The sequence below is a fragment of the Halarsenatibacter silvermanii genome (assembly GCF_900103135.1).
Lineage (GTDB): Bacteria > Bacillota > Halanaerobiia > Halanaerobiales > Halarsenatibacteraceae > Halarsenatibacter > Halarsenatibacter silvermanii.
The window spans coordinates 81,436-102,316 of record NZ_FNGO01000007.1 but is presented as its reverse complement, the minus strand read 5'-3'; the positions used below and the strand labels follow the sequence as shown (position 1 = coordinate 102,316).

The window sequence follows — 20,881 nt, the reverse complement described above, 5'->3', positions numbered from 1 at the left end:
ATTAATCACCTGCTGCCTCTTCTACTTGTTCTATTTGTTCTATTTGAGCATATTCATCTTCATCTACTTCAACCCTCACCTCACCTGTGAGCAGCTTCTGCATGAGGCCTTTTTTCAGGTGTTCTAATTTTTCTTTGTACTCTTTTTCTTTCTGGATTTTTTTGTCTACTGAGGATAGTATAGATGCTATTTTCTTCTGTTCCTGAAGGGGAGGAACCGGAACATTTAAACCTCGTAAGGTTTTTAGGCTTAAATATTGTTGAACCCCTCCTTGCAAAATTCTTTGAATAAAATTTTGAACAATATTGCTCTCTAATGAAAACTTAAAGTATCTACTTTTTACTTGATTATTATCTGGTTTAAATAAAGCTACATTCTTTATGCTGAATTCAAAATTAACATCTACTTCAACAACTTCGCCTATAGTTCCTATATGGGTAAATAAAATATCCCCTTGTTCTGGCTTGCTTCTGCTAATAATCTTTTTATGTTCTTCTGATGAAACATAATTACAATCACTAAAATCCAATTTCCCATTTGTTATATTCTTTGCTGTAACAAAAGGATAACCATTATCCTTAAGCGGCGGCGTATCGTGAGTTCCATCCGTTATTTTATTGCATATGTTCCGCATTTGTTTAATTTCCCAGCTTTGCGGAATAGTACCTAATATAGTTTCCTTAAACTCATCATGCTCAATTCCTTTTGTCAGAAGCTTCTGCATCAAACCTTTTTTCAGCTTTTCTGTCTTTTCTATAATTTCATCTGTTTTCCCGATTGCTTTATCAACTGATGATAATATATCAGCCATCTTTTTTTGTTCGGGGAGTGGGGGAACAGGAACATTTAATGATCTAACACTTGTTCTGCTTATTTCTAAAAAAGTACTCCCCCCTGCTAAAGCTTCTAATCTAGGGGAAATTTTTTCTAACAGATAAAGTAAAAAGTGATTATAAATTTTCTCATTATCACAAATTATATTAGCAAATCCTTGATTTGTAGCCATGGGAACTTCATTAATAACACATTCGCCTATAGTAGCTCTACTTGTTAACATTACTGTACCTGGAGGTAAAACTTTAACTGAGCAACTGTCTAATCCCATCTCTGTTAAATATTCTTTTGTTTCATCAACTCGATTTGCTATATTATCTGTTATTTCTGAGGGAGTTAACCAGGGAATCTCTCCTCCCCAAAATTCTGGATTGCTTCTTTTGGGAGTAGTTCCTCCGGTTACTTCCCCTAATTCGTTTAAAGGTTTCAATTCCCAATCTTCAGGTATGAACCCAAATGAGGTTTCTTTTAAATTCTGCTCAACCATCATACCCCAACTCTTCAAGATAACCATACATCTCATCTTCTACTTCATTTCTTTCATCTTCCAATTCACTCAATTCATCTAACACCTCATCAACATCTATAGGCTCCTCCGGCTCGGTGGTATCAACATATCTCGGCACATTTAGGTTATAATCGTTCCTCTCTATTTCTTCCATATCAACTACCCGACAATATTTTTCTACATCCTCATAATCACGATAAGCCTCAACTATTTTATCTCTATGTTTTTCCCTCAGATAGTTTTGATTGCTGCCTTCTTCAAAATTCTCTTCACCATATATGAATATGACTTTATCCCGGCGTTCACTCGGTTTATCTTTATTAAATATCAGGATACAGCCCGGAGATGAGGTGTTATAGAATAAATTCTCCGGCAGGGCAATAACAGCTTCCACCAAATCATCTTCCAGCACTTTTTTCCTTATTTTACCCTCCGACCGGCTGCGGAATAATGCTCCATTATCGAGCACAACACCGACTTTACCTTCTCTATTGGCGCTGGCCAGCATATGCTGTATCCAGGCCCAGTCTGCGGAGTTTTTAGGTGGGAAACCATAGGAGAATCTGCCGTAAGGATTGGCCTCCTGCAGGTATTCCTTGCTCCATTCTTTCTGGTTCCACATGGGATTGGCGATTACCCTGTCGAACTGCTGCAATTCTCCATCCTGGGTAAATTCGGGCTCCCTCATCGTGTCGCCGCGTTCAATCCGGGCATCAAATAGCTCATGTAAAAACATATTCATTTTGCAGATAGCCCAGGTATTTAGATTTCTTTCCTGACCGAATAAGGATATATGTTCCATACTGTTGCCGTTGTCTCTTATATGTTCGGCGGAATAAACGAGCATACCTCCAGACCCACAGCAGGGGTCATACACTCTCATGTTTTCTTCCGGGTCGAGAATTCTCACCAATAATTTAACCACACCACGGGGAGTGTAGAACTCGCCCCCCTTCTTGCCCGCATCATCAGCAAACTGTCGTATAAGATATTCATAAGCTCTTCCCAGTATGTCGGGGTCATCCAAATCATCATTACCCAGATTTATATCAGAATAGTGCTGTATCAGCTCTTCTAAAACGTGGTCAGGTAATCTCTCTTTGTCATTAAAATCAACCGGTGTCAGCACACCTTCAAGGACAGGGTTTTCCTGCTCCAGCTTCTCAAAGGCTTTATTGATATCTGCTCCTATATCCTGAGTCTGTTCTTTTATGTGTTCCCATCGGGCTCTCTCCGGTACATATACATATGATTCGGTATAAAAATCAGGGTCATCAAGAAATTCTTCGCCATACTCTTCTTTAATATGTTCTCTATTTTCCTGGAAGACATCGCTTAATCTTTTTAAAAATAAAAGTCCGAAAATATAGTTCTTGTAGTCAGCAGAATCTATGCTGCCTCTTAATATATTTGCCGATTCCCAGAGGTGCGATTCCAGTTCATCAAGTGTTAATTTATCTGTCAATAAAATCACTCCTTTAGATATCAAATATTGCTCATTATTACAAGGTTATTATCGCATGGATGCTCCATTTTTATATTTATCCCTTTTTATTCCTGTTTAATTCTGACATATTTCCGATAAATACTGGCTTTTTCAAGGCAACTGGAAGGGTCCATTTCGCAGCTTTGAGAGTCCTTCCTGCAGTCATTGCAGAACTTTTTTAAGGTGATAACCTCCCGATTATTCTCAGCAGGAATATTGTATCGGCCTCGGTTCATGATATCCCTCCAGTTGATGTAATTCTTTTATTCTTCTAATTTATGTAATTCTGAGTAATTCATTAAACACCTGCATAACAGTTATTCATATAAATATTGATACAAACATAATCTGCTTTTATCCTTGCACAATTTGCTATACCCCCACTCCCAGAAGAAAATTTTCGTATATAGTTTATACATGAAGAAGGGAGCTCAACCATCTTATGAGTAATAAGTCAGCACTACCTCGGTTAACCCGCCAGCTCCAGATGAAATACGACAACATTCACTATTCGGTAATTGATATACTTATACCTTTTTCAACAAGACAAAAATTTTTCATGTTTAACAGACCAGCAAATATATGTATAGTTAATGTGTTTTCAGAGAGCGCATTTTTCGAAAGTTCAATAAGGGATGTGAGGGTATTGACTTCATTATTCTTTCATATTATTATTCTCGAAAATCGATATCTTTTTGTCTTATATTTTTATTTCGCAAAAGCTGATTAAAATAAATTGTTGCCTAAACTATCAGTTATTCATTTGCCTTCTTCAAAACGAAGTTATAGAGTTTATCATCTACATGAAATCCTTCTTCTATCATTTTATCCACAAGTGGCTTAACACTATCAATCAGCCCTTCATTTTTAGCTCTCAATAAAACTCCCAAAGTCCCCGTGACATTCAAGTCCAAATACCGGGCGTGTTTTCTTGCTGCGTAGTCGTCAATAATAACCCTGGTTGCCTCGATTTGTTTTGCCAGAGCAATAACTTCTGCTTCCCCTTTATGAATGGATGAAGAGAGAAAATCGCTAGCTTTAATATTCTCTGAATTAAATTTTTTAATATAATCAGCTTTATCCATATTTCGAAAAGCTTTCGAAGATTCCCCTTTTACTCGAATTTCTTTCAAAACGGCTTCCGGAATGTAAATTTCCTCATATAGCTCTTTTATCAGCCATAAATGCCCGATATTAGATAAAAATATTATTACTGTAGAATCAGCAACAACTTCAGGCATTTTCAATATCTTCCTCTAATTCTTCCAAATCATCATATCTAAAAACAGATATTTCTTCTTCTCCTAGATATCTAATAAAATCTTCTTCTGGCATTTCTGCCAGTTCAGCGGCCTGACCTACGGATAATTTTTTCTCCTTAAAATATTTGACAGCCAGCGCCAGTTTCATCTCTTTTATTAATTCATCTTCACTGGTTTTTAAACTTACAAGTATTTCTTCTGGAAATTCCACTTCTTTTTTAGCAGGCATCTTTATCTCACCTCTAAATTAATTTATTTCTCAGCTGAATATTCATTCTTCATAACTAATTATAACACCATTACCTCTAACCTAAAAATCATCTTCAATCTTCACCGGAAACTCGTCATATTCTTCGATATATTCTCTATCCTTCATTTTCTCCAGGATGATATCGTATCTCCAGTCATCGCCGAAATCATATCGATAAATGAAACTCTGTCCCTTTTTCATCAAAAATTTAGCCAGCTTAGTTTTATCCTGCTTATAATAATCTCCTTCGTCACTCTTCGCAAAGCTAAAATGTCCCAGACCATTGGGAGCTCCGTTCTCCTCTGGGGCAACTTTTATGTTCTTTTTTATGATGAATTCATGCAGATGAGTCCTATCATGTCGACCCAATATATCAAATAGAAATTCATGCAGATCTTGAAAGGTATCTTCACTTTCTATCAAAAACCGCTTACAGGTTCCGGTGCCAGGAAATTTAACCTTCAGCTGCAATATTTCTCCCATGTTATCACCCTCTTTATATTTGAGCTTCTTTTGTTGTCCTTCTTAATATACATTTCTAAAAATTTCATCAAAATCCTTTAATATCAAGCAAATTCTACATTGTTTAAATTAAAAAAGCCTGAGCTTAATAATTGCTTAATTATCGCTCAGACCGTTCTTGCCTGCAGTAATATTAAATTTCAAAAGCTGCCATTAATTGAGCTGCCATTAACGATTTAACGGGAAAGAAAAAACCGCAATGCCCAGAATCACAATTTTCCTGCCGGGTGCGGGACGAACTTTGAAGGTGCTGAATAGAATTTAAATCAACCAAATATCACGCCGTTCCCAAAAGCTGCAGCACGGTCTGCGGCTGTTGATTAGCCTGGGCCTGCATCGACAATATGGCCTGATTTAAGATATCAAGCCTGACCTGTTCTGTCAGTTTCCGGGCCATATCGGCATCTTCTATACGAGAACGAGCGGATTCAAGGTTTTCATTATAATTTTCCACGTTGCTCAAAGAATGCTCCAGCCTATTTGTGAAAGCTCCTATTTCCGAGCGGGCAGAACTCAGCTTTTCAATGGCGCCATCTATGGTTTCTAAAGTTTCACTGACAAATTCCTCATCGGAAAAATCACCGTCGAGCCAGCCTTCCTCAAAACCTAAATTTTCGGTTCTAACATTATCTATTTCCAGAAAAATCTTATCAGAGGAATCCGGTCCAACCTGAACCCCAAATTTAGAATCGGTATGCTGCTCGCCTTCTGCCGACATATAGGTTACTTCTGAATTCTCCCAGTTATATTCGACTTCGGCATTATCCAGTTCAAGAAATATCTCCCCGGTACCATAAGGTGCCGGCTGTTCTGCCTCTTTATCGGGAGATAAAGTCTCGCTATCTATCTCAAGGCTGTAAGCAACAGTCCACATAGCCTCTTCTGAGTCGGCTGAAGGGTGAGGTGACACATCGCCATCAGGCTGTATTTCGCCATTTTGTCCGTTATTTTCACCATTTTCCTGGTCTTCCCAGGTTCCAGAAGATGTGACCCCGGTCATAATATACCTTCCCTCTTCGTACTGCCGGATAGATTCCCCGCTGTCATCTCCGCTGCCGCCGATAGCATCAGCCCATTCGATTTCACCATCAGCATCAATCATCATGACAAGCTGATCCTGATCACCTTCAAGTTCCCCGGCTCTGCCAGCAAAATCTTCAGTTGAGGTGCTGCCGGTTAAAACATAATGCGGTTCTTCATCCACGAAAACTTCTTTTATGTGATTTCCATGATCTTCACCGTCATTTTCTGTAAAAGTACTGTAAAAATCCTGGCTGCCGTCACTGTTGAGTTTTCTTGCCCAGACATTGCTGTTGCCATCCTGTTCAACACTGCCTGTCATTACATATCCACCATCATCAGTGGCAGAAATATTGCCAACTTCGTAAGAGTTTTCAGCCTCCATACTATCAATCCAGGCAATCTCCGGCTCTTCATTGCCATCATCGGCTTTGAGTCCAACCGTTATTACATCTTCACTGCCATCCTCTCTTTCTCTGTGAGCAGTCATTACATATCCATCCCATTCACCTTCAGAATCAAAACTATCCTGAACATATACTCCTTCCAGACTATCTTCATTATCTATTATATCAAGATTTTCAGGCATATCATCATTTCGAAGAGCTCGCCCCAGTTCAAAATCCCACTGCCAGCTGCCATTATCATCAACTCCGGTAATAACAGCATCCTTTACAGAAGTGGCCTCGGCATCATCTGCCGAGTCACCTTTAGCCTTTGGATAGGAATAGCTGGTCCTGCTGCTTGCGGCAACAAAGCCGCCTTCATCGGAAGGATGAACATTGCCGGCCAGATCATCATCAGCCCCGTAATCCCGCCGCCACTCTACTTCTCCATCGGAATCGAGCTTCAATGCAGTGATATCCCGCACATCTGTTTCATCGACTTCACCATGATTGTACTGATAAAGCTCATCCGGATTTTCCATCTCCCGATGTCCGGTAACAAGGTATTCTCCTTCCTCAGTCTCACTAATACTTAAACTGCTGAGGGCATCAAATTCCTGAGACCAGTTCTCATCACCATTATCAGCTGAAATACCATACACAAACATTTCTTCCTCATTCAAACTGCCTGTGACAACCAGCTCATCTTCATCCTGTGATAGATGCATATTCTGAACAATTGGTGTTTCACCGTTTTCGGAGATGTCGTTCTCCCACTCAAGTCCACCCTCATCGTTTAGTTTGCGGATATTTCCGCTTTCATCATGCTGGCCCAGATATTCTTTATTTCCCCCAACATATACATTCTCATCCTCGTCGACAGCAATACTGCGAGAAAAAGCCCTGTAATCAGACAGATCGGCTTCGTCGCCAAAATCATCTTCAGCAACTTCAACTCTCTGAAGATTATCGTCAGATGAACCGGAAATAAAACCGGATACCAGACTAATATCTTCATCAAAAGTCAGATCAGAATAATCCATATCAAGGTCTTCTTCATCTGAAATCCGATCCATTACAGCAGCATCATTTTCATCTTTTCCTGCTACAATGAATCCCCCATTATCATCCAGAATTTCAGTAAGTTTTATATTTCCATTATCATCAACACTATCATGGTCTACATTTAAGTCATCATCCACCATCAGTACCCGGGGATTATCTCCGTCAGTCCGGCCGGTGGCTATAAACCCATCACTCCTTGATTGGAGCTGCAGGCCGCCGTCATCTCCAAATATCTTTTCCAAAGTTGTATTTATCCCATTATTTTCTGACTCCAATTCGGCCAGCCACATCCCCCCGAATTCCTCGCTTTCACCGGAGTATTCATCTCCATTTTCTTCATCCAAAGTTATCTCCTTGCCGTCCCAGCTTCTTCCGGCCATTTCAAAATCTATACTATCATCAGATTTTTCAATATCAAATTCATCAAGTTTTAACTCTTCTCCAATCCTAATCGTCAAATTATTATTCTCGATATCATAATCGGTCTCTCCCGGATCAAGATCATCTGTAACTTCAAAATCTATGGTGATATCATCATAATCCTCATGTCTGCCTCCGGTAATTGTAAGAGTAGTATCATTAACATCCTCTTCACCTTCAGCTTCTTCACCTTCATCGGCACCAGTCAGGTCAAAATCACTGTTGTCTAAACCTCCGGAACTGATATTTACGCTGTCTGCGTCATTGTCTGCGTCCGCAAACTCAAAATCTACTGCGAAATTTTCTCCCTCAATATCTTCCAGTTCACCATTTCCATCTTTTGCATCTTCAACTGCATTTTCTATAGCATCTTTCAGATTTTCAGAATTATATTGCTCTGATTCCGCAATATTTACAGTTAGTGTGTCATCTTCATAATTTCCTGTTTCCTCTCCCATATCTACATCTTCATCTTCTTCAAACTCAATATCAATATTATATTCTTCAATTGTTTCATAATCATCTGTATCGCCGCCAAGTATTTCCACATCGATATCTTGATCAATATCTCTAACAGTCTCCTCATCATCCAGATCAAATTCTTCACCCTCTAAATTTTGCGCCAGTAGATCGCCATCAAATTCAAAATTTATATTTTCAAGATCAACCTCATCTGGAAGCTCATCATCATCGTTTGCTTCTCCATGTAGAATATCATCTATATCCCCTTCACTATAAACCTCCTCATCTTCCAAAGTGATTGTTACATCTGTTTGATCATTTTCGGAACTAATATCAAGATCTTCTTCGTCACCAGCTTCAAATGTTATTTCTAATTCATCATATTCATCGGAATGATCATCGTATTCATCTTCATCTACAGACAGCGTAACCTCTATATCATCAGTCAGTGTATCATCTGCAGATGCTCTTTCAGGGCTCTCACCTCCGGAGAGTTCAATTTCTTCCTCAAAATTTTCCAGATCAAGAAAATTTATTTCATCATCAGCTTCAAAGTCCAAATTATTGACACTGGCTTCGTTATCAAAATCATCACCATTTTGATTAGATATTATATCTTCAAAATCTCCACCCTCAAAGTATGTAATGACTTCTTCATTTTCAACATGTTCATCAAAAACATCTTCTACATCCTCAACTCCATAAATCTCATCTTCTTTTAGACCTACAGTTAATTCATCATCTTCGAAACTAACGCCCTCTTCATCGCTTTCCTCAAATCCCACAGTTATATTTTCATATACATCTCTGCCCTCAGCAGAAACCTCTATTGCAGAACCATCACCCGTTTTGCCAGCAGCGGCAATGCCTTCTTCCGTGCGGGTAATCCCATTTATCTCTTCGACATCATAATCCAGATCTGAAAATCCTGTATATTCATCTTCATGTCCTCCGTCTTCATAGACATGAATGCTCAATTCCTCCATATCATTCTCTTCTGTTATAACGGCAAAACCATCTTCGCCCTGATCAAGAAGCTGTAATTGGGAAAAATCTTCCCCGTTTACTTCCTCCAGCTGGAATTCTTCCTGGTTTATATCTCCATCCGTATCAATTTCCGCTGCATACAAATCACTGCTTTCCTCATCCTCTATCAAAACCAGATAGCTGTCTCCAGCAGCTGCTACTTCTTCGATATTAAGGTCACCGCTATCCACTTCCTCAAATACCTCAGTTAAATCCTTTTCCCACTGATAAACTCCCTGTGAATCAAAATGTGCTATTGTGTTCTCAAGCTCATCTTCGTTTTCTTCGGGGTTAAAAGCCAGATAACCCCCGTCACTGTTGGGAGATATCTCTGACATTTTATTGCCGTGAGAACCGCTGTCCAGCTCTGTTGAGTCCCATTCTTCCTCAAAATCTTCATCCAGCTTTACAGTTTTCATCTCCCGGCTTCCATCGTTTTCATTCGCAGATGCTGAAATTATGTATGCCTCCTCATCAGGATCACCATCCGGTCCTTCCACAACCTCCAGGCTAAAATCGTGATTTTCATCAATGTCGGTGAAATCCGAATATTCCGGAGCAGCGTCAATATTGTTGGAGTCCTCTTCTTCAAGCTCGTTACCATTGTCTGCAAACTTTTTGACTTCAAGACCATCATTCCCATCATAACCCGCTGCAATTATATTCCCCTCAGCATCTTCTTCAATATCGATAAAATGATCTAAACTATCTTCAGTATGTGTGGAGAGGATTTCTCCCTCGGAGCTCATTTTATGTAAAGCTGCAGCTCCTTCACTCTCACCCGCTATCACAAAATCACCATCAGATGTCTCTTCTATATCCCAGACGATATCATCACTATCGCTATCCTCTATTCGCTGTTCCCACTCATAGATGCCATCTTCATTCAATTTTAAAACAAGTAGATCTTTATTACCGTGGGCAGCTTCAACACTGGCAGCCAAAATTTTGCCGCCTCCCTCAAGCCCTTCGATGCTGCGTCCAAAATCGTCATTGCTGCCAATAATCTCCTCAAACTCAAAGTCATCATCCAGAAAAATAGATTCATTATCCCTTTCTACTTTCATCAATATTACTTCTCCATCCCCATCTTCACTGCCCGTCTGACCGGAAATTATAAACTCATTTCCTTCCTGATCCAAACGATCAATGCTGATGCCTTCAGCACGCAAATCTTCTTCATAGCGGTAACTGTCCTCCCACTGCACCTCAAGTTCTCCGTCTTCAAAAGCGAATTCAGCTGCAAATATATGTTCTTCCCCTTCGCCTTCATCTGTTTCTGCTGTTCCAACTGCCATAAAAGTATTATCACCATCTCCGGGGACAAAATCTACAACATCTGCGCCGCCGGTGAAGAGAGAATCAAGCTCATCATTAAAATTTAATTCTTCCGGATCACCAGCAGCAGCTTCTCCTTCGATTGGATCCTGGATAAGTTCATCCCGGGCCAGCCTGGTCCCCTCGCTCCAGAGCTCAATATTCAAAATATCATTTCCTTCTTCGTCGACATCTCTCTGGAAACGATATTCGACAGTAAATTCCCCCACTTCTAGCTCCTGAGAATAAAAGTTACCATCATCGGGCACATCTAAACCTGTTTCCTTCTCTCCTTCTACATCCTCAGTTTTCTGGCTTAAACTGCCGTCAATTATAGGAATTTCATTGAATTCCGTCTGCTTGCTGGTGCGGCTCATCTCCGCCTCTAAAGATCTCATTTCCTCCTTTATTGATTCCTGCTCACTGTCCGTCAGTGTTCCATTGGCGGCCTGAATTGTGAGTTCTCGCATTCTTTGGGCCTTGTCCTGCATCTGACCTACAGCGCCATCGGCGGTATCGAGTAAAGACTTGCCATCCTGAATATTTTGCCTGTTCTGCTCAAGCCCTCTATTTCGTGCTTCCATGCGCTGACTGATGCCCAGACCGGCCGGATCATCGGCGGCTCGATTTATTCTCTTACCGGAGGCAAGGCTTTCGGAATTGTTTCGTATTGCTGAATTGTTTTTGCGAAGCCTGTTATTAGCCTGTACAGAGATATGGTTGTGATTTATTCTCATATATTGCCCTCCATTCGATAAAAGACTAAAGAATGAGAAAGTATGTAGAGAAGAAAATTGAAATTACGATATTTCCAGGTTTGAGTTAGCATATTTACTTCATATTTACCTTTTTTATGATTATATTTGTGTTAAATTGTTTTTATTTCCATCTCAATAATATTATCGTAAGATTACCTGATAAATTTGAACATCTTAAATTGCTATTATTAACTATTAAAAGCAATTATATAGTTAAAGCTTTTATTAGCTGCTATATATCCCCGATTTCTTTTATTTTTCGAAATCGCCGACTGGAAAATTCACTGTAAAATAAAAAAATACCAGCATCTCACTGGCATATCATAAAATATTATTTTATATACGGATTAAAGCCCTGAGTATAATTTGTAACTTCACCAAAATATCACGCCGTGTCCAAAAGCTGCAGCACGGTCTGCGGCTGTTGATGGGCCTGGGCCAGCATGGCCAGACCGGCCTGCTGGATAATCTGCTGACGGGTAAAGCGGGCCATCTCGCGGGCCATGTCGGCATCTCTAATGCGCGAGCGGGCCTCGGTCAAATTCTCCTCGGCCACCTCCAGATAGTTAACGCGGTGCTGCAGTCTGTTCTGTATGGCGCCCAGCTCTCCCCTCTGTGAGGAAACTCTGCCTATGGCATCGTCAATCTCCCCTATGGCAGCATCGGCGCTTTCGCGATTTGATACGTCCAGCCCCGCTATGCCCAGCGAGTGGGAGGTCATATCGTCTATCTCCAGGGTGATATTCTGGCCGGAGTTGGGGCCCACCTGGAAGGTAAATTCAGTTCTCTCCTCCTCGTCGGGCTCTTCCACGCTGAAGCTCTCGGTGTACTCGTCGATGTCGGGATTATCCAGCGTATCAGGTAGCTCGTCGTCTTCGGGAAAGTCCAGACCTATCTGCGCCTCATAATGCTCTCCGGTCTCGGGGTCTATCTGGTGGGTGGTAAATTCCACTCCCTCTTCCTGCAACAGCTTCTCCTCCAGAACCAGCTCGGCCGCGGGATTATTGCCTCTATTGAGTCGGATGGCTTCAAGCGCTCTCTCCAGGCCGGGATTGGCCCTGCCGCCTGCTGTCTTCTTATCGCCCTCTGTGGCTTCATCAGAAGCAAAGTCATCTATGCTGAACTCCATACCACCTATCTCGAAGGATTCCTCTCCATCTGATATAGTTATCTCACCGGTCTCGATGGAAGTTGTCCCATCAACATTAACGGTATCCAGCTGGTAGCTGTAGGTGACAGAATCTTCTTCAGTATCAATTACCTCCAGGTATAGCGAGAAGTTGTCCTCAATTGTCTCATCCTCATCTACCGCTTCTACCTCATCATTTATATCCAGCACGGTCTCGCCCGAATCGGTGTACTCCTCTTCGTAGATAATTTCCGAAGTTTCATCCCACACATCGTCCTCCGTATCGACCTCGGGGTCGGTCTCGATGTAGTAATCCCCGGGCATTATCTCCGTTATGTCTGCTACCTCAACTTCCAGCGCGCTTTCCCCTTCCACATCTATCTCCGGCACCGCACCGGAGAGAAGCTTCTGGGTGTTGAACTCCGTGGTTTGGGCTATGCGGTCTATCTCGTCGATTAACTGGTCGGCTTCGGCCTGCAGGGCCTCCCTATCAGAGTCGGTAAGCGTGTCAGTGGCCGCGCTGACAGATATCTCCCTGAGTCTCTGCAGGATGGCATGCGTCTCGTTCAAAGCCCCCTCGGCCGTCTGGATGAGGGAAATAGCATCCTGAGCATTCTCCTGCGCCTGACGCTGGCCTCTTATCTGACCCGTCATCTTCTCGGAGATGGCCAGACCCGCGGCATCGTCGGCGGCGGAATTTATTCGATAACCGCTGGCCAGCCGCTCCATGGTGGTGCGCATGGCCCTATTATTTTGATTTATATATCTATTTGTCCTGATGGCGTTGATATTGGTTCTGATGCGCATCTCTCTCACCCGTTCCAGGAGAAATTTTTAACTTCAACAGACTTGCATATAGCTCAGGAAAATTTTATCTCCACAGTGTTCTTACCAGCTTCTCTTATTCTCAAATCGTCATTGAAATACTCTCCTACCGCCTCGGCCAGGGATTTAAACAATTCGAACATACCTCTCTCGGAGTTATAGGTCATCAGCAAGCTGCCATCGTCTTTTTTTTCGTAATCGAATCTGGGAGGACTGGCATCATCGATGTTTTTGGTGAGGCGCCTATGAACATCGTCCATCTTGAGCAGAAACTCCCTGGCGCTGTCGCTCTGGCTGAAGTACATGTTTATGGCAAAGGTATCGAGTGCGTATTCCAGGATAAAATAATGAGCAAACCTGTCCATCGCCTCTTTTTTGGATATATCCAGCACCTCGGCTGTAGTGTTTAATAGATTCTTGAATTTCTCGTCCTCGACGTCGGCTAAAATATTGACATCAAAATCATCACCGAGCATGCTCGTTTCTATAATCCGCTGCCACATATTCTGGCCGTGCTCATTCTCGACCATTTCCTGCATAGCCTTCACCAGTGTTCCTTTCAAGATAACATCCTCCTCGTTGGTGGAATTATCTATTACGTGCAGAATGTTCTCCCCCAAGCTCTTCATCGTACCTGAAGCTCACCCGGTAGCCGTCCAGGGTGTCGTTGAAATTCACGTCCTGGAAGTTATCGACCTGTTTGGGGGCCACTCTCTCAATATTTCCCGCCAGAAAATTACGGTATTCAGCTAAATCTAAGCTGGAAAAACCCGGGCTCTCTACCTGCATCTCAGCTCAGCTCCTTTTTTGATATAGGGTGAATTCCTACGATAATCCCAAAATTCAAGCTAAAAAGTCTATATTCTCGGCCAGCCCCGGCATCGTAGCCACGTCGAGCTGCTGTTTAACCTCCTGTATCTCCTCCATCTGTTCTAACTGCATCATGGCTGCTTCTAGCTCCTGTTCAGTAGCCTTTTTCTGCACCACGGCATCTATGGCCCGCTGCACCGCCGGTGATAGGTCTGCACCTGAAGCTCTCATCTGAATACACCTCCAGACTCCTTTTGAAGGCTGGGTATGTGATGAAAAGTAAAAAGCTTTCACCTAATCTGCTCATCTTCTATCTTCATACCTGCTTATCCTTCTATCTTTGCCTCCAGCTCCTCAGCTTCCTCTCTCAGTTCCTCGTACCTATCTACAACCTCATCCTTCTCATTTTCTCCATAATCCTCATCTCTTATCTTCACCGCCAGCGCCCGCATGCTTCTAAGTTTCTGCTCTAAGCGCGTTAATCTTCTCTTACGGGTTTTTACTCTCTCCAGCCTGGATTTGAGCCGGTCAATTAGGGCTTCTATATTGTCTATTAACAGTGTTAGGTCGGATAGAATTATGATTAACATATCGATGTCCTCCAAAAATACAGTATCAATCTATCGCAATTTACATTTTACCTTTATCAGTTGAGTTTATCTATCACCGGTGATATTATATATCATAATAGCAGGGATTAATTATTGCCGGGTTTAACAGGATTAGTATTTTAGAAAGGAGTGTTGATTTATGGCGCCTGAAGATATCGAAAATATCAATGAACTATTAAAACTGCTCAAAGAACATGGAAGAAATGAATACGAACAGGGCAACACAAGAGATTTGCGCAAATATGCTGAAGAAAAAGGTATAAAAGTTGATACAGATGAGAGTAAGTGATGGATTTGAAATTTACCTGGCCTCTTAAACTCGCGGTATATTATCTATAAACCAGCACAAATATAGCTCCCAAAATCACCGCCGGCAAAAGCCAGGCGCGTCCTGCGTACTCGGCATAGCCAAAAACGGTCACCACTATCGCCAGATAGGAAAAAACATTTATCCAGGTTTTGCTGCCTGCCGCTTTGAGATAGTACTCCATACCCCAGTAGATGTTGCCCAGAATCCAGAGCCCGGATACACCAAGCCCCACAACTCTCGCCACTTCACTGGGCATGAACTCGAACCGGCCCAGCCAGGGGAAGAATATCAGCGTGCCTCCCTCGAGCAGCACCGGCCTCGCCATAAAGGCTAAAAATACTGTAATCCCCAGGAATAATCCCATACAGATGAACCGGCTCACGGGCTTGCTTTTGCCGATGAGATGATACCAGATTAGGGGGAGGATGATGCTGTGGGTTAGGGCCGAACGGCGCATTATGATATTGGTTACCGGATAACTTAAATCAAAGTTGGGAAATATCAAACCAAATAGAACTGCCAGGACGAAAAATATTACTGCTATTGCGTATTTGATGAGCTTCATTCTCTGCTGTGACCCCCAGATGTGATGACAGGCTGTATATATTATATCATATACTCTGTCTTTCCCCTATCTCATTTTCCTTATCTTTTATATCTTACGCTTTATACCGGTCTGCAGCTGTCAGTTTTTAATCTGCTATTAGCTGCAAAACCAGCTATCCACCTATCAAACCACCTTTTTCTCCGCCGCGTATTCAGATGCCATGGTAGTAACTTCCTGCTCAATGCTCACCTTCTCAATCTCTATCGAGGAGAAATCAACTCTCTCCCTGGGCTCGCCTCCGTTGTGATACCAGTTCTTCAAATCTTTAATTGCCTGCTTGTGGGCTCTGTGGAGTAGATTATTATTCCCTTTCACTCCGTTATCATTATTCTTAAAATGTCCTAACTTCCTGCCTCCGCCGTTTCGTGCACCGTTAATGCTATTACCGGGCAGCAAATTGTTATCTTTGTCTCTTTTCATGCTGTTGAAACTGTTATCGAGAGCCTCCTTCGCTTCTGAATAAAAACTTCTCAGCTCCTCCTGGCCGGGATTGCCGCTTCCGCTCCTTTGCGCGTGGAAGTAATCACTCAAAAAATCAATTATATCGTCGGTCATTGCCTTTGCTCTCACGCTGGTCATGTTGATTTCCAGATAGTCGTAGCTGTAGGAGGTCTCCACCACTTGCTCTCCCGCGTCATTTTCGTAGGTTCTCATCTCCAGCGATTGGGTCATCTGCGCAAAACTCATGGAAGTGCTCTCCGCGATAATCATGCTGCTCAGCTCCTTTTCTAATTTTATCTATTATTGGTGGATTTGTCCCCTGTCTGTGCTTATTCATCTCAGTCCTAAAACAAAAACCCTTCCCAGGCAGGTAACCAGGAAGGGTAAAAATTGGGAGGAGTATTATGAGCGGCGTAAATGATGAAATGTGAAAAGGTTATATTTTGGCTATTATCGTGAATATTGTATTATCGTTTAAGGCAGGTAATTAGACAAAATATCAGGCCAGAAAGTCTACATTCTCGCCCATTCCCTGCATTGATGCTCTGTCGGTCTGTTGAGCTGCTTCCTGTATCTCTTCCACGCTTTCCATGAGCGCATCGATGGTTCCTGCATCCTGGTTCATAGCCTGCCTGGTCACGGCCGTGCTCATGGCCTGCTGTACGCTGTTACCTGCGCTTTCTGCTCCTGGTACTTCCATGACTAACACCTCCAGAGGTGCTTGATTGTGCACAATTAATCTATTTGTCTATTTTATGTCTATATAAACTCTTAATATACTCAATAATACTACAAATTATAAATTACCAATTATTATTTACTATTTATCCTCGCAGATAAACTCTTCTAACTTTTCAGCTACCTCGGCCATCTCCTCTGCGCTCTCTGCCGCTTCATCTGCTTCCTGCCGGAAAAGATTATTTGCTGTCATAGTTAGAACATCAGTATTCTGGTGTTCTTTCTTTATTTCTATAAACTCCTCGCTGGTAAGCAGCTCAGCTTTTTCACCAAATACATCGGTAAGTTCTTCTATGAACCGGTTTAACTCCTGGCCTGCGTCCATGAACATGTCCCAGGCTTTCTCTTCATCTCCCAGCATAAACTCCGAAGCAGCATTCTTTAAAGATTTCCGAAGCTCCGGCACTGTTTCTCTTGCCTCCGCCAGTACATCTTCGCTGGAATCAAAAAGCTCTCCGGTAATGAAGTTTAACCTCTCAACTTCATCTGTATCAATTGTCTTATCTGCAGCATCACCGGGAATGTATCCTTCATCATCGATTTCAACTCTTATGATAGTACCGTCGGAGACAATATCTCCAATACAGTCCATGATATCTATTATATCTACCTCATCCGCATCCATAATTTGTTTGTCGATATTGACCTCATCTCCATTTATATATACCTGCATCTCTTATCCTCCCACAATCGGTTAGTACCATCCAATCATTTACGCATAGTAATCTATATTCTCACCTATACCATCGGGAGTAACTCTTTCATTTTGCTGCGGTGACTGCTGCAGCTCATTCAATTCCAACTCTCTCAATCTATCGGCAGCTTCCTCCACGGCCTCACCATCATAGCTTATATTCTCCCTAATAGTTATAGAACTCATGGCCGACTGAAGAAAATCTGTCCTGCCGCTTACTGGAGTCACCATCGGCGACACCTCCAGATAATGTGATTTGTACTATAATTTATCATCACTGACCGAAAAAATCAATTATCAGGATGTCGTATCTGTTGTATCTGATATCTCTACTAGCTCTTCCAGTCTCTTCACCAAATTGCTTGCCTTTTCTGCCATCTCCGTAAGAGCACCTTTCCGGTCCGTATTTATTTCTGAGTCCAGCTCTTTGAGTATCCCATCGAAGCCTTCCTTTATGGAGTTAATCTCTTCTAAACCGTCCTCGTCATCATTCCTTTTCAAACTGACCTCTATTTTTAAAACAATCCATTCCAGGTTCTTGAGAGTATCATGCACCATTTCATAGCCTTTCTCCTCATCCCCAAGAGCAAATTCAGCCGCTGCCTGCTGGAAATTATCCCGCATCTCAGGTAGTTCTTCTATCACATTGGCTTTGATATTTTCTCTGGCTTTTTTCTTATCGTCAGTGGTTTTTAAGTTCACTCTGCTGACAGCATCCATATCCAGATTGAGTCCCGCTTCTATCTCTTCGGCAGTATATTCTTCCTCGTCAATTTCTACAGTTTTGACGATATCTTCGCCGATAAAGGTGTGTATAAACTTTATAAGTTCCCGCATATCGTCGATTTTATCATACATTCCCAAATCTTGCTTTTTGCCGTTGAGAAGTATCTCCACTATTTGTCTCCTTTTTATCTTTTTATCTTTTTATCGTAAAGTATTATCCTTTTTCGTCTATTACCTTACCCTCAGACTTCTTTTGGCTGGATTGGGACTGCGAGTAACCTTCCATCGTTTTTCTCCCGTCGGCCAGCGATTTAATCTCCTGGGCTAGAGAGGTCATGTGTTCTTCCATGAGGTCAACATTTTCCTCCTCCAGCTTGTTCAGCTTCTCCATAAGCTCTTGAAGTTCACTGAGAGTCTCCTCGGGGTTTTGATGGGCTCGTATCTCCTCTTCTACATTTATACCCTCGAGTTCTTCTATGATTTCCTTTTTATCCTGGAGGATAGACAAGACCTCATCCACATCCTTTTCCTGGATGGCCTCGTTCTGCTGGCGGCTTAAGTCGTACAGTTGATAATATAGTCTGAGGTTATCATTAACCATGGATAACATATCCTTCCCCAATAATTTTTGGTGTAAATGATAGGGAAAAAAGATGGTACAAAATTGTGTTTTGTATTAAAAATCTCGAAAAAACTTTTCGCGGTCAAAAATTACTCTTCGCTATCTGCCTCGATATCATACTTATCCACTAATTTTTCGGCCACTTCTTCGATATCATCCACAAGTTTCAATAATTCATCTATTCTGTTTATCAGCATATCTTCTTCGTTTTGCATCTCCTCGTCTATATCGACCAAATCCAGCATCTCCTGGAAACCACCCGATAATTCAGCGCTCATATCCTTAAGCTTCTCGCTATCTTCCATTTGGGCAATCCTGGTGGTAACGCTTAGACACCACTGAAAGCCCTGCAGAGCCTGTTCTAAAAGGTTGAAACCCTCATCATCATCGCCGAAGTTAAACTCCACCTGAGCGTTCTTAAAACCCCTTCTCACATTGGGCACGTAATCTACCAGAGTATTTACCGTCTCCTCAATTAAATCTTCTACATCTCTCAAACCAATCTCAATTTTATCTATCTCATCCAGGGACGGATTGTACTGCGGCCGGTTGGGGTCGACATTTTTTTCATCATTTATAACCAAGGTATTTACTATCTTATCGTCCAGGTTTGACTTTATCTCGGCAAGTAATTGCTGAAAATCCTCATCGCTTTTATATTGTGATACGTCCTGTTTTTCGCCATCTATGATTACTTCCATTTATATCCCTCAGTTTAATGTCTATTTTCTATTTTTCTATTTATTTATTGAAAATCTATAATTAAATTACTCTTCTAATTCACCATTGCCACAGATATGTTCGTAAAGGTCATCGGAAAAACACTCTATGGCTTCCGCGTAATCGATTAAACTGTCTATATTGTCGGTCATAAAGGAGGTCTCCTGCAGTTCATATCTCTCAGCCATCTCAATGATTTTCTTTATTTTATCGAACATCTGCTCTAAATTCTCTCTGGATTCCGCAGCCATCTCACCATTTTTGAGATTATCCAGCCTCTGAGCAACACCTACACACCACTCCATACCTTCCAGCGAACGCCTCAAAAGAGAATAGCCTTTATCTTTATCACCCAGCCTGAACCCAGCCTGAGCCTTCTCCAGTCCCTTTCTGACTTCTGGGGCGTATTCATGCAGGTTCTTCACGGTTTCTTCCATCAGCTTATTTACATCCTTGAGCTCGATATCTATTCTCTCCACATCATCCAGGTCGGGGTTTATTTCTGGCCGGTTGGGGTCAACCTGCTCACCGTCCACAACAACGGAGTCAACAATCTTCTCACCCAGGTGAGCTTTTGTACCCGCCAGAAGCTCAACCAAATCATCATCAGTTTCGTATTCAGATGGGTCCAGTCTTTGACCATCTATATAGACTTCCATGGTTATCCCTCATTTTTACCTATTATCTAATTACCCTCATCATCTTTTCTCAGCTATTATTTATCTTATTGTCCCTCTGCACTTATTCTTACCTTCTCCTGGCGTCTTTTTTCTTTCCGGGCCTCTTTTGCGGCTTCCTGCCAGGATTCCAGAAGCTGCATCATCATATCTTCAACATTTTTTATTCTTTCGGCATCCTTATCCAGGTTGGCCTGGACTAACTCATTGAGCATATAATCATACAATGCCTCTAAGTTGGCAGCCAGCTCACCACCCTGTTCGAAATCAAGTGTGTTCATAAGTTCCGTGATTATATTCTGCACTCTGATAAGTAAATTGTTGGCTTCCATAGGATTTTCCTCTTCAATCTGCTTCCTGGCCAGTTTCATGAACTTAATCGCACCTTTATATAATTCAACAACTAACTTGCCGTCATCAGCTGTCTCGATGGATGTCTTCTGGTATTTTTGGGCGGTATTGCCGTTCTGGCCGTAGGTTCCTGCTCCATTAACTTCACCATTGCCGCCGTTTCCATTATTTCCGTTGCCGCCGATGCCGTTGTTATTATAGCCGTTGTAACCTCTATTCATTATTAACAACACTCCCTGTAAAGCCTTTGTGATTGAATAGTTTTGTAGAATTAAAGATTATCTGTTAATCAATCTTATAATCA

Annotated in this window: 22 protein-coding genes; 1 reads left to right on the top strand and 21 read right to left on the bottom strand. The window is 41.8% G+C overall.

Going from position 1 to position 20,881, the window contains the following annotated elements; genetic code table 11:
- Position 1 precedes the first annotated feature (1 nt).
- The 11 genes from BLT15_RS05380 to BLT15_RS05330 all read right to left on the bottom strand — a co-directional run bounded on the left by BLT15_RS05380 (position 2) and on the right by BLT15_RS05330 (position 14,670).
- Entirely contained in the window at positions 2–1,321 is a 1,320-nt protein-coding gene (locus BLT15_RS05380) for a restriction endonuclease subunit S (protein WP_159429830.1), read from the bottom strand.
- On the bottom strand, positions 1,314–2,807 hold the full coding sequence (locus BLT15_RS05375) for a class I SAM-dependent DNA methyltransferase (protein ID WP_427854221.1): 1,494 nt from the start codon (positions 2,805–2,807) through the stop codon (positions 1,314–1,316). The genes BLT15_RS05380 and BLT15_RS05375 overlap by 8 nt, the downstream gene beginning before the upstream one ends.
- A 776-nt stretch (positions 2,808–3,583) precedes the next feature.
- The gene (locus BLT15_RS05370; RefSeq protein WP_089759430.1) at positions 3,584–4,069 is read right to left on the bottom strand and encodes a PIN domain-containing protein; all 486 of its coding nucleotides are present in this window, start codon (positions 4,067–4,069) and stop codon (positions 3,584–3,586) included.
- Entirely contained in the window at positions 4,062–4,319 is a 258-nt protein-coding gene (locus BLT15_RS05365) for a UPF0175 family protein (protein WP_089759428.1), read from the bottom strand. Before BLT15_RS05365 ends, BLT15_RS05370 begins: the two co-directional genes overlap by 8 nt.
- A gap of 81 nt (positions 4,320–4,400) precedes the next feature.
- Positions 4,401–4,823 carry an IS1096 element passenger TnpR family protein gene (locus tag BLT15_RS05360; protein ID WP_089759427.1) on the bottom strand — a complete coding sequence of 141 codons (423 nt, stop codon included), beginning with the start codon at positions 4,821–4,823 and terminating at the stop codon, positions 4,401–4,403.
- 316 nt (positions 4,824–5,139) lie between these two features.
- Positions 5,140–11,295 (bottom strand): flagellin, encoded by a 6,156-nt coding sequence (locus tag BLT15_RS05355; protein WP_089759425.1) that lies wholly within the window; start codon positions 11,293–11,295, stop codon positions 5,140–5,142.
- Positions 11,296–11,701: 406 nt separating this feature from the next.
- Positions 11,702–13,252 carry a flagellin N-terminal helical domain-containing protein gene (locus BLT15_RS05350; RefSeq protein ID WP_089759423.1) on the bottom strand — a complete coding sequence of 517 codons (1,551 nt, stop codon included), beginning with the start codon at positions 13,250–13,252 and terminating at the stop codon, positions 11,702–11,704.
- A gap of 53 nt (positions 13,253–13,305) precedes the next feature.
- Positions 13,306–13,899 carry a heme NO-binding domain-containing protein gene (locus tag BLT15_RS05345; protein ID WP_089759421.1) on the bottom strand — a complete coding sequence of 198 codons (594 nt, stop codon included), beginning with the start codon at positions 13,897–13,899 and terminating at the stop codon, positions 13,306–13,308.
- The gene (locus tag BLT15_RS05340) at positions 13,859–14,059 is read right to left on the bottom strand and encodes a hypothetical protein (protein ID WP_089759419.1); all 201 of its coding nucleotides are present in this window, start codon (positions 14,057–14,059) and stop codon (positions 13,859–13,861) included. The genes BLT15_RS05345 and BLT15_RS05340 overlap by 41 nt, the downstream gene beginning before the upstream one ends.
- A 54-nt stretch (positions 14,060–14,113) precedes the next feature.
- A complete protein-coding gene (locus BLT15_RS05335; RefSeq protein ID WP_089759417.1) occupies positions 14,114–14,311 on the bottom strand; it encodes a hypothetical protein in 198 nt (65 codons plus the stop codon).
- Between the two features lie 95 nt (positions 14,312–14,406).
- A complete protein-coding gene (locus BLT15_RS05330) occupies positions 14,407–14,670 on the bottom strand; it encodes a hypothetical protein (protein ID WP_089759415.1) in 264 nt (87 codons plus the stop codon).
- A gap of 160 nt (positions 14,671–14,830) precedes the next feature.
- Between BLT15_RS05330 and BLT15_RS13210 the strand changes: the two genes are divergently transcribed.
- Positions 14,831–14,980, top strand: coding sequence for a hypothetical protein (locus BLT15_RS13210; protein ID WP_159429829.1), 150 nt, complete (start codon positions 14,831–14,833; stop codon positions 14,978–14,980).
- 40 nt (positions 14,981–15,020) lie between these two features.
- On the opposite strand, the gene BLT15_RS05325 is transcribed toward BLT15_RS13210, so the two are convergent.
- The 10 genes from BLT15_RS05325 to fliS form a co-directional block, all read right to left on the bottom strand.
- Entirely contained in the window at positions 15,021–15,566 is a 546-nt protein-coding gene (locus BLT15_RS05325) for a hypothetical protein (RefSeq protein WP_089759413.1), read from the bottom strand.
- 165 nt (positions 15,567–15,731) lie between these two features.
- Positions 15,732–16,319 (bottom strand): hypothetical protein, encoded by a 588-nt coding sequence (locus tag BLT15_RS05320; protein ID WP_089759411.1) that lies wholly within the window; start codon positions 16,317–16,319, stop codon positions 15,732–15,734.
- 229 nt (positions 16,320–16,548) lie between these two features.
- Positions 16,549–16,749, bottom strand: a complete 201-nt coding sequence (locus BLT15_RS05315; RefSeq protein ID WP_089759409.1) for a hypothetical protein — start codon at positions 16,747–16,749, stop codon at positions 16,549–16,551.
- 120 nt (positions 16,750–16,869) lie between these two features.
- The gene (locus BLT15_RS05310; protein WP_089759407.1) at positions 16,870–17,460 is read right to left on the bottom strand and encodes a hypothetical protein; all 591 of its coding nucleotides are present in this window, start codon (positions 17,458–17,460) and stop codon (positions 16,870–16,872) included.
- Between the two features lie 39 nt (positions 17,461–17,499).
- On the bottom strand, positions 17,500–17,712 hold the full coding sequence (locus tag BLT15_RS05305) for a hypothetical protein (protein ID WP_089759406.1): 213 nt from the start codon (positions 17,710–17,712) through the stop codon (positions 17,500–17,502).
- A 66-nt stretch (positions 17,713–17,778) separates the two neighbouring features.
- On the bottom strand, positions 17,779–18,378 hold the full coding sequence (locus tag BLT15_RS05300) for a hypothetical protein (RefSeq protein ID WP_089759404.1): 600 nt from the start codon (positions 18,376–18,378) through the stop codon (positions 17,779–17,781).
- Between the two features lie 43 nt (positions 18,379–18,421).
- A complete protein-coding gene (locus tag BLT15_RS05295; RefSeq protein WP_159429828.1) occupies positions 18,422–18,808 on the bottom strand; it encodes a flagellar protein FliT in 387 nt (128 codons plus the stop codon).
- A 110-nt stretch (positions 18,809–18,918) separates the two neighbouring features.
- Positions 18,919–19,530 (bottom strand): hypothetical protein, encoded by a 612-nt coding sequence (locus tag BLT15_RS05290; protein ID WP_089759400.1) that lies wholly within the window; start codon positions 19,528–19,530, stop codon positions 18,919–18,921.
- Between the two features lie 66 nt (positions 19,531–19,596).
- Positions 19,597–20,208, bottom strand: coding sequence for a hypothetical protein (locus BLT15_RS05285; protein WP_089759398.1), 612 nt, complete (start codon positions 20,206–20,208; stop codon positions 19,597–19,599).
- 65 nt (positions 20,209–20,273) lie between these two features.
- Positions 20,274–20,798, bottom strand: a complete 525-nt coding sequence (gene fliS, locus BLT15_RS05280; protein ID WP_089759396.1) for a flagellar export chaperone FliS — start codon at positions 20,796–20,798, stop codon at positions 20,274–20,276.
- Positions 20,799–20,881: the final 83 nt, after the last annotated feature.

What these genes read in the sequence shown, in the direction of transcription:
- BLT15_RS05380 (WP_159429830.1), bottom strand. Translation starts at nt 1,321, where the DNA reads ATGGTTGAGCAGAATTTAAAAGAAACCTCATTTGGGTTCATACCTGAA.
- BLT15_RS05370 (WP_089759430.1), bottom strand. Translation starts at nt 4,069, where the DNA reads ATGCCTGAAGTTGTTGCTGATTCTACAGTAATAATATTTTTATCTAAT.
- BLT15_RS05365 (WP_089759428.1), bottom strand. Translation starts at nt 4,319, where the DNA reads ATGCCTGCTAAAAAAGAAGTGGAATTTCCAGAAGAAATACTTGTAAGT.
- BLT15_RS05360 (WP_089759427.1), bottom strand. Translation starts at nt 4,823, where the DNA reads ATGGGAGAAATATTGCAGCTGAAGGTTAAATTTCCTGGCACCGGAACC.
- BLT15_RS05355 (WP_089759425.1), bottom strand. Translation starts at nt 11,295, where the DNA reads ATGAGAATAAATCACAACCATATCTCTGTACAGGCTAATAACAGGCTT.
- BLT15_RS05350 (WP_089759423.1), bottom strand. Translation starts at nt 13,252, where the DNA reads ATGCGCATCAGAACCAATATCAACGCCATCAGGACAAATAGATATATA.
- BLT15_RS05345 (WP_089759421.1), bottom strand. Translation starts at nt 13,899, where the DNA reads ATGAAGAGCTTGGGGGAGAACATTCTGCACGTAATAGATAATTCCACC.
- BLT15_RS05340 (WP_089759419.1), bottom strand. Translation starts at nt 14,059, where the DNA reads ATGCAGGTAGAGAGCCCGGGTTTTTCCAGCTTAGATTTAGCTGAATAC.
- BLT15_RS05335 (WP_089759417.1), bottom strand. Translation starts at nt 14,311, where the DNA reads ATGAGAGCTTCAGGTGCAGACCTATCACCGGCGGTGCAGCGGGCCATA.
- BLT15_RS05330 (WP_089759415.1), bottom strand. Translation starts at nt 14,670, where the DNA reads ATGTTAATCATAATTCTATCCGACCTAACACTGTTAATAGACAATATA.
- BLT15_RS13210 (WP_159429829.1), top strand. Translation starts at nt 14,831, where the DNA reads ATGGCGCCTGAAGATATCGAAAATATCAATGAACTATTAAAACTGCTC.
- BLT15_RS05325 (WP_089759413.1), bottom strand. Translation starts at nt 15,566, where the DNA reads ATGAAGCTCATCAAATACGCAATAGCAGTAATATTTTTCGTCCTGGCA.
- BLT15_RS05320 (WP_089759411.1), bottom strand. Translation starts at nt 16,319, where the DNA reads ATGATTATCGCGGAGAGCACTTCCATGAGTTTTGCGCAGATGACCCAA.
- BLT15_RS05315 (WP_089759409.1), bottom strand. Translation starts at nt 16,749, where the DNA reads ATGGAAGTACCAGGAGCAGAAAGCGCAGGTAACAGCGTACAGCAGGCC.
- BLT15_RS05310 (WP_089759407.1), bottom strand. Translation starts at nt 17,460, where the DNA reads ATGCAGGTATATATAAATGGAGATGAGGTCAATATCGACAAACAAATT.
- BLT15_RS05305 (WP_089759406.1), bottom strand. Translation starts at nt 17,712, where the DNA reads ATGGTGACTCCAGTAAGCGGCAGGACAGATTTTCTTCAGTCGGCCATG.
- BLT15_RS05295 (WP_159429828.1), bottom strand. Translation starts at nt 18,808, where the DNA reads ATGGTTAATGATAACCTCAGACTATATTATCAACTGTACGACTTAAGC.
- BLT15_RS05290 (WP_089759400.1), bottom strand. Translation starts at nt 19,530, where the DNA reads ATGGAAGTAATCATAGATGGCGAAAAACAGGACGTATCACAATATAAA.
- BLT15_RS05285 (WP_089759398.1), bottom strand. Translation starts at nt 20,208, where the DNA reads ATGGAAGTCTATATAGATGGTCAAAGACTGGACCCATCTGAATACGAA.
- fliS (WP_089759396.1), bottom strand. Translation starts at nt 20,798, where the DNA reads ATGAATAGAGGTTACAACGGCTATAATAACAACGGCATCGGCGGCAAC.